Raw genomic sequence first — 13978 nt, forward strand, 5'->3', positions numbered from 1 at the left:
ATTATCATTTTGCGGCCAAAGGCCATAAACGGTTTATGCCTCAAACAACCCTGCCCTTGCCGCCGCTCGACTGGCTGCGGAGTTTCGAGGCCGCCGCGCGGCTGTCGAATTTCACCGCCGCCGCGGCCGAGCTTGGCCTGACCCAGGCTGCGGTCAGCCAGCACATCCGTTCTCTCGAAGAGCGGTTGAAGCAGCCGCTGTTCATCCGCCTGGCGCGCGGCGTCGAATTGACGCCGGAGGGTGCCGCCTACCTGCCGCATCTGCAATCGGCCTTTGCCGTGATCGCCAACAGCACGCGCGAGTTGTTCGAACCCAAGACCGTCCAGAGCGTGACGATACGCTCGCCGATCTCGTTTGCCGTGCTGATGATCGCGCCGAAGCTGCCGCAAATGGCCAAGGACCTGCCCTTCGTCCAGCTGCAGATCGAGACCATCCACACACCGGCCGATTACGGCGAGCGCTTTGTGGGTCTCGACATCCGATTCGGCATTGGCTCCGGCTCCTTTGCCGGACGGCAGGCCGACCGCCTCACCCGCGAAACCTTAACGCCGATGGCGTCGCCAAATGTCGCCAAGGCCAAGGATTGGACAGGATTGCCGAGACTTACAGTGGTCGGCGCGCGGGAAATGTGGGGCGAGTGGTTCGCCGTCGCCCGGATGAAGCCGGCGCTCGGGCCCACGCACAAATTCGACAGTTTCGTTACCGCGTTGGAGGCGGCGAAGCACGGCGCCGGCATGGTGCTGGGATCGCGACCGTTGGCCGACGCGGCACTGCGCGAAGGATCTCTCGTTACCCTGTCCGGCTTTACGCTGTCGAGCGGTGCCGGCCACTATCTGACCGCACCTTCGGGCGCGCATCTGAGCCCGGCCGAAGAAGCGGTCCGCCGCTGGTTCGCAACGGTCTTCGGCGTCCCGATTTCCCGATAAGCCCCTGAATACGCGGCAAACTATTGGACGACGTGACGCGGCGCATAATTTGTCGCGATACTGCGCCAGGCCGGACGTCAAGCTTCGGCAGGGTTCCGCTCGCTACAGGCGGCCAAGAAAAATCGCGGAGGAAATTCAATGCTCGACAAGGCCCCCAACAAGAAGCTTTCCGACCTGCTCGATCGCTTCGGCGCGGCACTCGCCGCCGGTGACATCGACAAGGCGGTCGCCTGCTTTCAGGAGGATTGTTTTTGGCGCGATCTCGTCAGCTTCACCTGGAACATCAAGACCATGGAAGGCCGTGACCAGGTGCGCGACATGCTGGTGAGCCAGCTGGCCAAAACCAACCCATCGAACTGGGCGATCGCCAGGGGCGAGGACGCCACGGAAAACGATGGCCTGCTCGACGGCTGGATCAGTTTCGAAACGTCTGTGGCGCGCGGCTTCGGCCACATCCGGCTGAAGGACGGCAAGATCTGGACGTTGCTCACCACCATGGTCGAGCTGAAGGGCCATGAGGAGCCGGCCGGTTTCGACCGCCCGCTCGGCGCCAAGCACGGCCATGGCAAGAACCGCCCGACCTGGAAGGAGGAGCGCGAGAAGGAGGCCGCCGAGCTCGGCTTCAAGACGCAGCCCTATACGCTCATCATTGGCGGCGGCCAGGGCGGCATCGCGCTCGGCGCGCGGCTGCGGCAGCTCGGCGTGCCGACCATCATCGTCGAGAAGAACGAACGGGCCGGCGACAGCTGGCGCAAGCGCTACAAATCGCTCTGCCTGCACGATCCGGTCTGGTACGACCATCTGCCCTATATCGACTTTCCCAGGAACTGGCCGGTCTTCGCGCCCAAGGACAAGATCGGCGACTGGCTGGAAATGTACGCCAAGGTAATGGAGCTGAACTACTGGTCGTCGACCGAGGCCATGAGCGCTGTCTATGACGACAGCAAGAAGGAATGGACGGTGGTGGTGCGCCGCGACGGCAAGGACATCACGCTGAAGCCGAAACAATTGGTGCTGGCCACGGGGCAATCCGGCAAGGCCAACATGCCGAACTTCAAGGGCATGGACACATTCAAGGGCGACCAGCATCACTCCTCGAAGCATCCGGGACCCGATGCCTATGTCGGCAGACAAGCTGTCGTCATCGGCTCGAACAACTCCGCCCACGACATTGCAGCAGCCCTTTGGGAGGCCGGCGCCGACGTCACCATGGTGCAGCGCTCGACCACGCACATCGTCAAGTCGGACACGCTGATGGAGATCGGCCTGGGCTCGCTCTATTCGGAAAAGGCGGTTGCGAGCGGCATGACCACAGCCAAGGCCGACCTCGTCTTCGCCTCCCTGCCCTACAAGATCCTGCACGAATTCCAGATTCCGGCCTATGCCGAGATGAAGAAGCGCGACGCCAACTTCTACAAAGGCCTGGAGAAGGCCGGCTTCATGCTCGACTGGGGCGACGACGGCTCCGGCCTGTTCATGAAATATCTGCGACGCGGCTCGGGCTATTACATCGATGTCGGCGCCTCCGACCTGATCATCGACGGGTCGATCAAGCTGAAAAGCGGTGTCGACGTGAAGGAGATCAAGGAGCATTCGGTCCTGCTCAGCGATGGATCGGAACTGCCGGCCGATCTCATCGTCTACGCCACCGGCTACGGTTCGATGAATGGCTGGGCGGCCGATTTGATCTCACGGGAGGTCGCAGACAAGGTCGGCAAATGCTGGGGCCTCGGCTCCAACACCACGAAGGACCCAGGCCCCTGGGAAGGCGAGCTGCGCAACATGTGGAAGCCGACGCAGCAGGAGGCGCTGTGGTTCCATGGCGGCAATTTGCACCAGTCGCGCCATTACTCCCAGTTCCTGGCGCTGCAGCTGAAGGCGCGCATGGAAGGCATCGCGACGCCGGTCTACGCGCTGCAAGAGGTTCACCACAAGGCTTAGGCAGCGCCGCCGATGCGCTTCCAGTAGATGAGCGTGCCGGTCAGCCCGCCATGCGGTTTCAGGGCAAAGTCCGGTATTTCGCCAGTGAGCGTGAAGCCGAGTTTTTCGTAAAGGCCGGAAGCGCCCTCCTCGGTTGCGGTGTCCAGCACCAGAAGCGTGCGGCCTTTCTCGACGGCGAGCGTTTCGGCCGCCCGCATCAGCCGGCTCGCTATGCCCTTGCCGCGGTGTTCGACGCGGGTCATGAGCTTGGCGATCTCGGCCCGGTGCGGCTGATTGACCGGAAAGTCGAGCAGCAAGGTGACGGTGCCGACCAACGCGTCGCCATACCAAGCGCCCAGCACCGCTCTTTCGCCTCTCTCTGCTGCCATCAACGAGTTGCTCCAGAAAGTTTCCGCCGCTTGCCTGGATAAGGGATGCATGAAGCTGACGGAGCCGCCGGCCGCGACCGTCTCGATCAGGAGGTCGGCCAGCATGTCGCGTGTTCCCGCAGTCAGCGACCTGATTTCGATGGGACTCACCTGCACTTTCCCTTGCTAATCCAGACGCGCGACGCGGCGCCGCTTTCGTCTCGCCTTGATCGCGGCGATGCGATCGGTGTCTTTCGGCTGCAGATGCAGCCCGCGTTCGAGGATTTCGAGCGTGTATTCCTCATAGGTCAGGCCAAGCCGCTCGGCCTTTTCCATGCGCATCAGCATCACGTCACGGCTTGGCGCCTTCCACGCCTTGGCATGCGCTGCCTGCCAGGCCAGGAAGATGTAGGGATCGCCCTTGCCCCATGGCGGGCCCTTGTAATCATCGAGCGGCGGTCCGCCATTGTCGGAGCGCTTGGGACGTCTTGCCACGATTTCAGCCCCTGACCAGCGCGACCAGATAGTCGGCGGGCAGCTGCCCGACGGCATGGAACGTGCAGTCCGACGGCGCGCCGAGCGCCAGGCAGTCGCCGGGCTCGAGCCTGTGCACGACATCGCCCTCGGTGAACTCAAGTCGCCCGGAGATCAGCCACATCTGCTGCTTGATGAAGGCATAGGACGCCGCCGGGAAACTCACACTGGCGCCCGCCGGCAACTGCACCCGGATCAATTCGAGCGGCATGTCGGAGACCGGCGACAGATGCCGCCGGACATAGCCCGTACCGGGGTCGCTCCAGACCGGTTGCTCACTCTCGCGCAGCAGGCCGCCACCTTGCTGCTCGGCGCGTGCAATCAGCGTCGACAGCGTCATGCCGAAAGCAGCGGCGATGCGCACCAGCAGCGCGGCCGTCGGGCTGGTCATGCCGCGCTCGATGGTGCTGAGCATGGCTTTGGAGACGCCGGAGCGGTTCGCCAGGTCGGCCAACGACCAGTCCCGCAAGGCTCTTTCGGCGTGGATTCGTCTGCCTATCGTGGCCGACATGTCATTCGCTATATCAGTCATTCGTCCAATATATCGAATCTTCGGATTGGGGGAAGAGGACGGCCGGTTGAATTTTCGCTGACGGGTTAACCCCTGCTACACCATCCCGCATCACGCCACCTTAACCCCGTCTGTGTAGGATCGAGGCTCCACGGGAATGGGATCGGATCGTATGTTTGTCGAGCGCGAAGCCTCCGTCGGCGAACCGACCTCGCAGGAGCGCCGCCGCGCAGAGCAGAGCGACAAGCGCATTCTCGGCAACGTCGTGCAGTGCGACGGTGCGCGCGCCACCATCAGCGCCTATGCCGACGACATCGAAGGCGCGGTCACCGGCCTGTGGACCGTCGGCAAGATGATCTCCATCAATCTCGGGACATCGCGCACCGTTGGTCTGGTCTACGAAATCGGCAAGTCGGATCGCGCCTGGAGCAATGAGGGACAAAATCCCATCGAGGTCAGCGTCGAGCTGATCGGCGAAGTGCGCGACGGCGCCGAACCGGGGGCCAAACCGGTGTTCGACCGCGGCATCACCACCTATCCTCATATCGGCGCCATAGCGCACCGCATCCGTACCCGTGATCTGCAGGCGGTCTACGATCTCGCCGGGCGTCATTCGATCACCATCGGTACGCTGTCGCAGGATGAGTCGATCGACGCCAACATCGCCATCGACGACACGCTGGCGCGCCATTTTGCGGTTGTCGGCACAACCGGCGTCGGCAAATCCACCGCCATCTCGCTGCTGCTGCGCAAATCGATCGCCGCCCGGCCCGATCTGCGAATCCTCATTCTCGATCCGCACAATGAATTCGCGGCATCCCTGCCTGAGTTCTGCGTCCGGGTCGATTCCAAGACGCTTGATCTGCCGTTCTGGATGTTCAGGCTCGAAGAATTCGCCGAAGTGCTGTTTCGCGGCCGAGAGATCGTGCCGGAAGAAGTCGATGTCCTGCGCGACCTGATCCCCGCCGCCAAGAACCTCTATCGCAATCCCAATTCAGGCTCTTACGTGCGCCGCGGCAGCGATGCGCTGACCGCCGACACGCCGGTGCCCTACCGCATGGTCGATCTCATCAAGCAGATCGACGAGCGCATGGGCCTCTTGGAAAGCAAGAACGACCGCCCGACGCTGAAATCGCTGAAGACGCGCATCGAGTCCGCCGCGTCCGACCCGCGCTATCGCTTCATGTTCAATTCGCGGCTGATCGAGGACACGATCCACGAGACGATCGGCAATATTTTCCGTGTGCCGCATCATGGCCGCCCGGTGACCTGCTTCGAGATGGCCGGCATGCCGTCCGAAGTGGTCAACTCCGTCTGTTCGGTGCTGGCTCGGCTCGCCTTCGACCTTGCGCTGTGGAGCGAGGGCCGGCTGAAGCTGTTGCTGCTGTGCGAGGAAGCACACCGCTATATGCCGGCCGATCCGCGCCTAGGCTTCGCCCCGACAAGGCATGCACTGTCGCGCATCGCCAAGGAAGGCCGCAAATATGGCTGCTATCTCGGCGTCGTCACCCAGCGCCCGGGTGAACTCGATCCGACCATCCTGTCGCAATGCTCGACCTTTTTCGCCATGCGGCTGGCCAACGAGCAGGACCAGGCAATCATCCGCTCGGCGATCGCCGATTCCTCCGCCTCGACGCTGGCCTTCCTGTCCTCCATGGGCCAGCGCGAAGCCATCGCCTTCGGTGAAGGCGTGGCGACGACCATGCGGCTGAAGTTCGAAAAACTGGCGGAGAACCTGATCCCCGGCACCGCCAAGCGAGAGCAGGACGAGTTCTCGCAGGACGGCAACGACGTCGATCTCGCCGCCATCGTCGAGCGGCTGCGCAACGTCCCGAAACCGCAGCAGCAGATGGCCTTCGCCGAAGCAGTGGATTCCGGCCGCCAGGCCGGCGATCCCGATTACCGCAAGCCGGCGACCGCCCAGCGCGTCCAGCCGGACGACGATTTCGACCTGCGCTACGGCCTCAAGCCCACAACCTTCGGCATGCGCCCGCAGAACGATTAGCCTGCACACCCTTCTGGCCACCGGCAAGCCGCGTCAACTTCCGAGATCAGCTTCGTCAGCCAGCTTGGGTAAATCACGCCAGAAATTCGTCAGGCTGAGTCGGTCGGTGTCGACTTCGAGAACCGGAGCGGAGCGGACATTGAGTCCGTGAGCCACCGGAAGCGCAGAAGACGGCATCAAACGGCCAGCCTCACGAATTTAAATGCCGGGATTTCAGGCGCAGACGCGGTTGCGGCCTTGCCTCTTCGCCTCGTAGAGCAGGCGGTCGGCGCGGCGGTAGAATTCCTCGGCGGTTTCCTTCCGATCCCAGACGGCTAGTCCGACGCTGGTGGTGATCTTGAGGCGGACATTGCCCGACAGCACCGACATGTTGGCAATCGCTTTGCGGATGCGTTCGGCGAACTTCCCCAACAACTCCGCATCCATGTTGGGCGTGACGACGGCGAACTCCTCGCCCCCAAGCCGCGCCACCACATCGTGGTAGCGCGTCATGCCTTTGAGGCAATTGGCGACTGCCCTAAGCACCTCGTCGCCGACATCGTGGCCATGCGTGTCGTTGACCTGCTTGAAATGATCGAGGTCGAGGATCATCAGCCCGACGGGCTTTTCGATGCGGCGGAATTCCTCGAGATATTCCTTCAGCGCATCATCGAAGTAGCGCCGGTTCTGCATGCCGGTAAGGCCGTCGGTCAATGCCGCATGCTGCAGCGTTTCCGAGCGGGCGCTGAGCGAAACCGTCATGGCACGCAGCTTGCCCTCTTCCGTGGCCTGCCTACGGATCAGCGGGTAGATGAAGAACACGCCGAAGAACAGCGCTGTCGCCAGCAGCACCCCGGTGACAAACAGCAGCGTGTTGAGATAGGCGATCCTCTCGACCCGGGAAGTCGTATCGTGACCGACCGCGATGAACTGCAATTGACCATAGGCATAAAGCGTCACCAGGCCTGCGGCCAGGATCACGAAAATAAAGACGAAAAATGCGGATTCCGCCTTGTGGAAACGCATCTGCTTCCCGTTGCAAAGTACCCGCCGGATCTATGGCATGCCGGCGCCTTACGGACGGTTAATCCAGACAACCGGAGCGGGAATGTTCATTCCTACTTCTGTTTCTTTAATTGTATTGGCAGCACGAAAATCAAATCGCGGTTTGCAAGCGGCCGCCGGGCTGCAATCTCAGCCATTCCGGCCCCAGCTGATGGCGAAACCACGTCGTTTGCCGTTTGGCATATTGCCGCGTCGCTGCCTTGCAGCGCTCGATGGCCTGAGGAAAGCTGATGTCACCCGCCATGGCAGCCGAAAGTTCGCGAACGCCGATCGCCTTCATCGCCGGCAGGCCGGGATCGAGGCCAAGCGCCGCAAGCCGTTTGACCTCATCGAGCGCGCCGAGATCGAGCATGCGGTCGAACCTTGTTTCGATCCGCTCGACAAGGGGGGCGCGGTCCGGCTCGATAACGAAGAACCGAGCGCTGTCGCGGTCGATCAGCGGCCGGCCGCGCGCTGCCTGCCATTCTAGGATGGAGCGGCCGGATGCGTCGAGCACCTCCAGCGCCCGCACGATGCGCTGGCCGTCGGTCGGCTTCAGCTGCATGGCGACCGCCGAATCCTCATGCATCAGGATGCGGTGCAGCTTGGCTGCGCCTTGCTCCTTTAACTCGTAGCGCCAGCGGTCGCGTACCTGCTGCGGAATGTCGGGCATTTCCGAAATGCCCTCGGCAAGTGCGCGAAAATAGAGCCCGGTGCCGCCGACGAAAATCACCGGACGTTCAAAGGCGGCGTCGTCGGGCTGTCGGGCGAGCGTGCCGTCATCGATCAGCTTCATCACGTCGCGCAGCCAGGCGCCGGTGGAATAGGCGGTGGAGGGATGCACATGGCCATAGAGAAAGTGCGGCGCGCGGCCGAGTTCGGCGGCGCTCGGCCGCGCCGTCAGCACATCGAGCACCGAATAGCCCTGCATGGAATCGGTGTTGACGATGACGCCGCCCTTGCGCTCGGCGAGATCGAGCGCCAGCGCCGACTTGCCGCTGGCTGTCGGCCCGGCTATCAGGATCGCGTTCTTCACGCGGCCCTCGCCCGCCTGCCCGCCCTCGCCTAGCTGCTTGGAAGTCTCGATGCCGCTCATTGCCACGCTTGTGTCCCACCCCCTCCGCCGCGCGATGTCGGCCTCGCTTGCGAATATCGCCTCACGGTCGGTCGGTGCAAGCGCTGTTCGCTGGCTGGGCGATGGCGTCGCCTGCGATCTGGTGTTGCCCGAGGGGGCAGAAGCCGCTGAGGCAAGTGCGGCCTTGCGCACAGCACTTGGTTCAGAGCCGGTCGACGTGATCGTTCAGCAGGCCGAAAGCCGCCGCAAGACAATCCTGCTTGCCGATATGGATTCAACCATGATCGACCAGGAATGCATCGACGAACTCGCCGACGAGATCGGCGTCAAGGACCGCGTCGCCGCCATCACCGCACGCTCGATGAACGGCGAGATCGCCTTCGAGCCCGCCTTACGGGAACGCGTAGCGTTGCTGAAAGGCCTCGATACGGCCGTCGTCGGCCGCATCATCGCGAACCGCCTGACGCTGGCGTCGGGCGGCCGCGCCCTGGTGCGGACGATGCGCGCCAATGGCGCCTGGACGGCGCTTGTCTCCGGCGGCTTCGACGTCTTCACCAGCCGTGTCGCCGCCATGCTCGGCTTCCAGGAAAACCGTGCCAACCGCCTGATCGAGGAGAACGGGCGCTTTGCCGGCCTCGTCGCCGAGCCGATCCTCGGCCGCGCCGCCAAGGCCGATGCGCTGAGCGAGATCTCGGCCCGCCTCGGCCTGACGCCATTTGATGCGATTGCGGTCGGCGACGGCGCCAACGACCTCGACATGATCCGTCTGGCCGGCACCGGTGTCGCGCTCCACGCCAAGCCGGCCGTTGCTGCCGAAGCCAAGGTCCGCATCGACCATGGCGATCTCACCGCGCTGCTTTATCTCCAGGGCTACCGCCAGGAAGAGTTCGCCCAATGAAACCGATGCGCACCGAGCGCCTCATCCTGCGCAACTGGGAAGACCGCGATCGCGAACTCTTCCACCGCATCAATTCGGACGAGCGGGTGATGGAATTCTTTCCGTTCCGCCGCGACCGCGCCGAGACGGATGCCAAGATGGACGAGTTTCGGGGCTGGATCGCCGAGGACGGCTTTGGTTTTGCCGCCGCCGAGATCGCCGCGACTGGGGAATGCATCGGCTTCGTCGGTCTCTTAAAGACCGATCACGTGCCGTCCCTGCCTTCCGATACGATCGAGATCGGCTGGCGGTTGGCGCCGGAATTCTGGCGCAAGGGCTATGTCACGGAGGCCTCCGAAGCCTGGCTCGCCTTTGGCTTCGAAACGCTTGACCGGGACGAGATCGTCTCCTTCGCCGTCGCGGCCAACCGCCGCTCGACGGCCGTCATGGAGCGTCTTGGCATGAGCCCTGACCCGGCTCGCGATTTCGACCACCCATCCATCCCTGACAGCCACCCGCACCTCAAGCGGCATGTCCTCTACAAACTGTCGCGGACGGACTGGCAGGCACGAAAAAGGGCGGCTCGCTAGCCGCCCTTTCCCTGAAAACAACCGGTTATGGGGCTTTCCGGACTCAATCCATCCGGATCGTCACGAAGCGCAACTCGCCGGTCTTCGAGGCCAGCATCAAGAGCGCGTTCTTGCGGCCCTGCTCCTTCAGCGCGCCGATCCGGTCCATCACGTCCTTCGGGGTCGCGACCGATTCCTGGGCGATTTCGGTGATCACCTCGCCGGCCTGGATGCCGCGCTCGGCGGCGGCCGAATCCTTGGTGACGTCGGTGATGACGACGCCGGAGACGTCGGCCGCGATGCCGAATTTTTTCCGTGTGTCGTCATTGAGCTCGCCGACGGTCATGCCGAGCACCGAGGCCGTGGAGACCGCGGGCGCCTTGTCGCCGCCCTTGTCCTCATCGGTAGTGCCGTCCTCACCGGCAGCGACCTTCTCGCCGTCCTCAAGCCGGCCGAGCGTCACCTTCACCGTCTGCTCGACGCCCTTGCGCACGATGATCACGTCGACCGCCTTGCCGACCGGGCTTTCCGCCACGACGCGCGGCAGGTCGCGCATTTCATGGATGTCCTTGCCATCGAACTTGATGATGACGTCGCCGGCGAGAATTGTGCCGTTGTCGACCGGTCCGCCCTTGATGACGCCGGCCACCAGCGCGCCCTTGGCGGTCGCCATGCCGAGGCTCTCGGCGATGTCGTCGGTCACCGGCTGGATGCGCACGCCGAGCCAGCCGCGACGGGTCTCGCCGAACTGGCGCAGCTGGTCGACGACGCCCGAGGCAAGCTGCGAGGGGATGGAGAAGCCGATGCCGATCGAGCCGCCCGACGGCGAGATGATCGCCGTGTTGATGCCGATGACCTCGCCCAGGCTGTTGAACAGCGGCCCGCCGGAATTGCCGCGGTTGATGGCGGCGTCGGTTTGGATGAAGTCGTCATAGGGGCCGGAATTGATGTCGCGGTTGCGGGCCGAGACGATGCCGACCGTCACCGTGCCGCCAAGGCCGAACGGATTGCCGATCGCCATCACCCAGTCGCCGACGCGCATCTTGTTGGAATCGCCGAATTTCACCGCCGTCAGCTTGTGGCCCTTCGGGTCGACCTTGAGCACCGCGACGTCGGTCTTGGTGTCGGTGCCGACCAGCGTCGCCTTGAGCGTCACGCCGTCGGAGAAATTCACCTCGATGTCGTCTGCATCGGCGATGACGTGGTTGTTGGTGACGACAATGCCTTGCTCGGCGTCGACCACGAAGCCGGAGCCCAGCGACTGTACCTTTTGCGCGCCGCCATCCTTGTCGCCGCCACGGTTCTTGAAGAAGTCGTCGAAGAAATCCTGGAACGGCGAACCCTCGGGCAGCTGCGGCATCGGCACCGCGCCCGGACCTTCCGTGCCCTTCACGGTCTGCGAGGTCGAGATGTTGACCACCGCACCGAGCAGGCCTTCGGCGAGGTCGGCAACCGAAGCCGGTCCGTCCGCGGCCATCGTCGGCGTCACGAAAGCTGGAACGGCAAGCGCGCCGACCAGAAGTGCCGCAGCACCTGCGATGAACGTCCGCCGCGCCGCGCGCAGAAGGGTGTTGGATGTCATCGAAAGCCTCCCGGATTGCTGAAAAGAAAAGCGCTTCGGCAAAACGCCGCGTCGCGTCATGTTGGCAAGAAATACGGCACGTTTGCGGCTATGGCCACATCAGGAGGATAAATCCTCCGTTACACCTTAGAACGGTTCGCCGTTTCGCGGAAACGGCGAACCGTTCGATCCCTTTGCTTTTACGCAATTCCGGACGGAAAACCGCTCACACTTTCCTGGAATTGCAGATCAGCGGTCCTCAGCCACGCACCAACCAGACGATGCCGACGCCGATGGCGATCGCCACCAGCCCGACGATGCGCAGCGCAATTTCCGGCGTCGACAGCACTTCGCCGGCAAGACGTTTGGCAAGGCCGGGAAAGCCGCCATAGACCAGACCCTCTACGACGAGGACCAGGCCTATGGCCGCAAGGAAATCCTGCACCGCCCTACTGGGCGGGTGCAGGTTGTGCAGCCGGCGCGGCAGGTGCCGTCGCCGGCGCGGCAGGTGCCGTCGCCGGAGCCGCAGGTGTCGCCGGCTTCGCGTCCGTACCGTCCGGATTGCGGAAGAAGCGGAAGAACTCCGAGTTCGGCGACAGCACCATCGTCGTCCCGGAGTTGTCCAGCGCCGTGCCATAGGCATTCATCGACCGGTAGAAGTCGAAGAACGCCGGATCGCGTTTGTAGGCGTCGGCAAAGGTCGCGCTGCGCTGGGCTTCACCTTCACCACGCAGGATTTCCGATTCCTTGCGCGCTTCGGCGACGATTTCCACCACTTCGCGGTCGGCGCGGGCGGTGATGCGCTGCGCGGCCTCTTTGCCGCGTGCCCTCAGCCGTTCGGCCTCGGCCAAACGTTCGGCCTTCATGCGGTCGAAGGTCTGCTGCGAAACCTCGGCCGTCAGATCGGTTCGGCGGATGCGCACATCCTCGATCTGCAGGCCGAGCGAGGTGGCGTCGGGCCGAAGCTGATCGCGCACTTCGCGCATCATCACGGCCCGCTCTTCCGAAAGCGCCGCCTCGAAGTCGCGCAGACCGTAGACACGGCGCAGCGCCGCATCGAGACGCGTCCTCAGTCGTGCTTCGGCCAGTGTGATCTGGCCGGACACGGCTGAGCGGAACACGCGCGGATCCGAGATGCGGTACGCGATGAAAGCGTCGACCTCGTAGAACTTGCCGCCCGAAACCTGGACGCGGATGTTGTCGAGATCGAAGCGCAGCACCCTGTTTTCGATCAATTGCACGCTGTCGGCGTCGAAGAAGGCGAAAGGCGCCTTGAAATAGATGCCGGGTTCATTCTTCACGTCGACGATCTCGCCGAACCGCAGCACGAGCGCCTGCTGGCGCGCGTTGACCACGAAGACCGAGGAGTAGAGCAGGAACAGAAGCACGGCCGCGATGACCGCGATAATGGGAAGACGATTGGCCATCACTGGGCTCCTCCCGTGGTCGCAGGCGGCGGCGCCTTCGGCTGCAGTGCCGGCAGCGGCAGATAGGGAACGACCCCTTGCCCATTGCCCTGTTCGACGATGACCTTGTTGGAATCCTTCAGCACCTTCTCCATCGTTTCCAGATAAAGCCGCCGGCGCGTCACGTCGGGCGCCTTGGCGTATTCGTCATAGACCGAGATGAAGCGCTGCGCCTCACCTTCGGCTTCCTGGACGACACGGTTCTTGTAGGCTGCCGCGTCCTCGCGGATCTGCGCCGCGGCGCCACGCGCCTGGCCGAGCTTCTGGTTGGAATACTGGTTGGCCTGCTCGACGAACTTGTCTTCGTCCTGCTCGGCGCGCTGCACTTCGTCGAAGGCATCGGCAACTTCACGCGGCGGGGCCGCGTCCTCGATCGAAACCGCGTTGACGTTCAGGCCGGCCTTGTAGCCGTCCAGCGTCGTCTGAATGATTTCACGCACCGAGGCGGCGATGCCCTGGCGATCGTCCCGGAAGATGTCCTGGGCCGGTCGCCGGCCGACCGCTTCGCGCATGGCGCTCTCTGCGACCTGCTGCAGCATGCCTTCTGGGTCGGAGACGTCGAACAGATAGGCCCGGGGATCGGAGACCTGGTAGGCCACCGAAAACTGGACGTTGACGATGTTCTGGTCGCCGGTAAGCATCAGCCCCGACGAGTTGCCGCTCGTCGCGCCGCCACCACCGATATCGACGAGTTGTTCGGCGATGTTGGCCGTCTCGACGGTTTCGACGGGCCACCAATGGAAATGCAGACCTGGCTGCGACAGCTCCGCCTTCGGCTTGCCGAAGCGCAGCTCGACCGCAACCTCGTCCGGCTGCACGGTGTAGACCGCCTTGAACGCCCACAGCACGATCAGAGCCGCTGCGATCAGCGCAAACACGGCCGGGCTGGCGCCGCCGCCACCGGGCAGCGCGCGCCGCAGCCGGTCCTGGCCGCGGCGGATGATGTCTTCGAGATCGGGAGGTGACCCCGGCGGGCCGCTGGGCCCCTTCGGTCCCTGCCCCCAGGGTCCCTGATTGTTGCCGCCGCCGCCCCATGGGCCGCCGCCGCCGCTCTTGTCGTTCCAGGGCATGAATGTCCTTTCGCTTGGGATTCCCTCAGCGCCGACGTTGCGGCGCAAAATCCAGTTGTTCTTCTATAGGGAC

The 13978-nt window shown here is 63.8% G+C and carries 14 protein-coding genes; 5 read left to right on the plus strand and 9 right to left on the minus strand.

Annotated elements, in window-relative coordinates; translation table 11 throughout:
- Nucleotides 1-35 precede the first annotated feature (35 nt).
- Both NKI96_RS22125 and NKI96_RS22130 read left to right on the plus strand, forming a co-directional pair.
- The gene (locus NKI96_RS22125; RefSeq protein ID WP_023682083.1) at nt 36-926 is read left to right on the plus strand and encodes a LysR family transcriptional regulator; all 891 of its coding nucleotides are present in this window, start codon (nt 36-38) and stop codon (nt 924-926) included.
- A 138-nt stretch (nt 927-1064) separates the two neighbouring features.
- Nucleotides 1065-2867 (plus strand): NAD(P)/FAD-dependent oxidoreductase, encoded by a 1803-nt coding sequence (locus NKI96_RS22130; RefSeq protein WP_023668342.1) that lies wholly within the window; start codon nt 1065-1067, stop codon nt 2865-2867.
- Here the strand turns inward: NKI96_RS22130 and NKI96_RS22135 are convergent.
- Genes NKI96_RS22135 through NKI96_RS22145 form a run of 3 tightly spaced genes read right to left on the minus strand, consistent with a single transcriptional unit; the run spans nt 2864 to nt 4280 of the window.
- The gene (locus NKI96_RS22135; protein ID WP_023690909.1) at nt 2864-3385 is read right to left on the minus strand and encodes a GNAT family N-acetyltransferase; all 522 of its coding nucleotides are present in this window, start codon (nt 3383-3385) and stop codon (nt 2864-2866) included. The two genes, NKI96_RS22130 and NKI96_RS22135, sit on opposite strands and share 4 nt — an antisense overlap.
- Before the next feature lie 15 nt (nt 3386-3400).
- The gene (locus NKI96_RS22140) at nt 3401-3709 is read right to left on the minus strand and encodes a hypothetical protein (protein ID WP_023682084.1); all 309 of its coding nucleotides are present in this window, start codon (nt 3707-3709) and stop codon (nt 3401-3403) included.
- A gap of 4 nt (nt 3710-3713) precedes the next feature.
- Nucleotides 3714-4280 (minus strand): helix-turn-helix domain-containing protein, encoded by a 567-nt coding sequence (locus NKI96_RS22145; RefSeq protein WP_352536195.1) that lies wholly within the window; start codon nt 4278-4280, stop codon nt 3714-3716.
- A 151-nt stretch (nt 4281-4431) separates the two neighbouring features.
- On the opposite strand from NKI96_RS22145, the gene NKI96_RS22150 reads away from it, so the two are divergent.
- Nucleotides 4432-6264, plus strand: coding sequence for an ATP-binding protein (locus NKI96_RS22150; protein ID WP_352806157.1), 1833 nt, complete (start codon nt 4432-4434; stop codon nt 6262-6264).
- A 213-nt stretch (nt 6265-6477) separates the two neighbouring features.
- Here the strand turns inward: NKI96_RS22150 and NKI96_RS22155 are convergent, their stop codons facing one another.
- Both NKI96_RS22155 and miaA read right to left on the minus strand, forming a co-directional pair.
- A complete protein-coding gene (locus NKI96_RS22155) occupies nt 6478-7269 on the minus strand; it encodes a GGDEF domain-containing protein (RefSeq protein WP_352806160.1) in 792 nt (263 codons plus the stop codon).
- Nucleotides 7270-7399: 130 nt separating this feature from the next.
- Nucleotides 7400-8383, minus strand: a complete 984-nt coding sequence (gene miaA, locus NKI96_RS22160) for a tRNA (adenosine(37)-N6)-dimethylallyltransferase MiaA (RefSeq protein WP_352806163.1) — start codon at nt 8381-8383, stop codon at nt 7400-7402.
- Here miaA and serB point away from each other — a divergent pair.
- Nucleotides 8373-9260, plus strand: coding sequence for a phosphoserine phosphatase SerB (gene serB, locus NKI96_RS22165; RefSeq protein ID WP_352513021.1), 888 nt, complete (start codon nt 8373-8375; stop codon nt 9258-9260). The genes miaA and serB overlap by 11 nt on opposite strands.
- On the plus strand, nt 9257-9829 hold the full coding sequence (locus NKI96_RS22170) for a GNAT family N-acetyltransferase (RefSeq protein WP_023744631.1): 573 nt from the start codon (nt 9257-9259) through the stop codon (nt 9827-9829). The genes serB and NKI96_RS22170 overlap by 4 nt, the downstream gene beginning before the upstream one ends.
- 43 nt (nt 9830-9872) lie before the next feature.
- On the opposite strand, the gene NKI96_RS22175 is transcribed toward NKI96_RS22170, so the two are convergent.
- From NKI96_RS22175 to hflK, 4 genes are all read right to left on the minus strand, one after another.
- Nucleotides 9873-11390, minus strand: coding sequence for a DegQ family serine endoprotease (locus NKI96_RS22175; protein ID WP_023668334.1), 1518 nt, complete (start codon nt 11388-11390; stop codon nt 9873-9875).
- Between the two features lie 238 nt (nt 11391-11628).
- Nucleotides 11629-11814, minus strand: coding sequence for a DUF2065 domain-containing protein (locus NKI96_RS22180; protein WP_023668333.1), 186 nt, complete (start codon nt 11812-11814; stop codon nt 11629-11631).
- Between the two features lie 4 nt (nt 11815-11818).
- A complete protein-coding gene (hflC, locus tag NKI96_RS22185) occupies nt 11819-12796 on the minus strand; it encodes a protease modulator HflC (protein ID WP_023668332.1) in 978 nt (325 codons plus the stop codon).
- Nucleotides 12796-13905: an FtsH protease activity modulator HflK gene (gene hflK, locus NKI96_RS22190; protein ID WP_023682090.1), complete on the minus strand. Its 1110-nt coding sequence runs from the start codon at nt 13903-13905 to the stop codon at nt 12796-12798. The genes hflC and hflK overlap by 1 nt, the downstream gene beginning before the upstream one ends.
- Between the last annotated feature and the right edge of the window lie 73 nt (nt 13906-13978).

This window comes from Mesorhizobium sp. M0292 (genome assembly GCF_040321695.1).
Classification (GTDB): domain Bacteria; phylum Pseudomonadota; class Alphaproteobacteria; order Rhizobiales; family Rhizobiaceae; genus Mesorhizobium.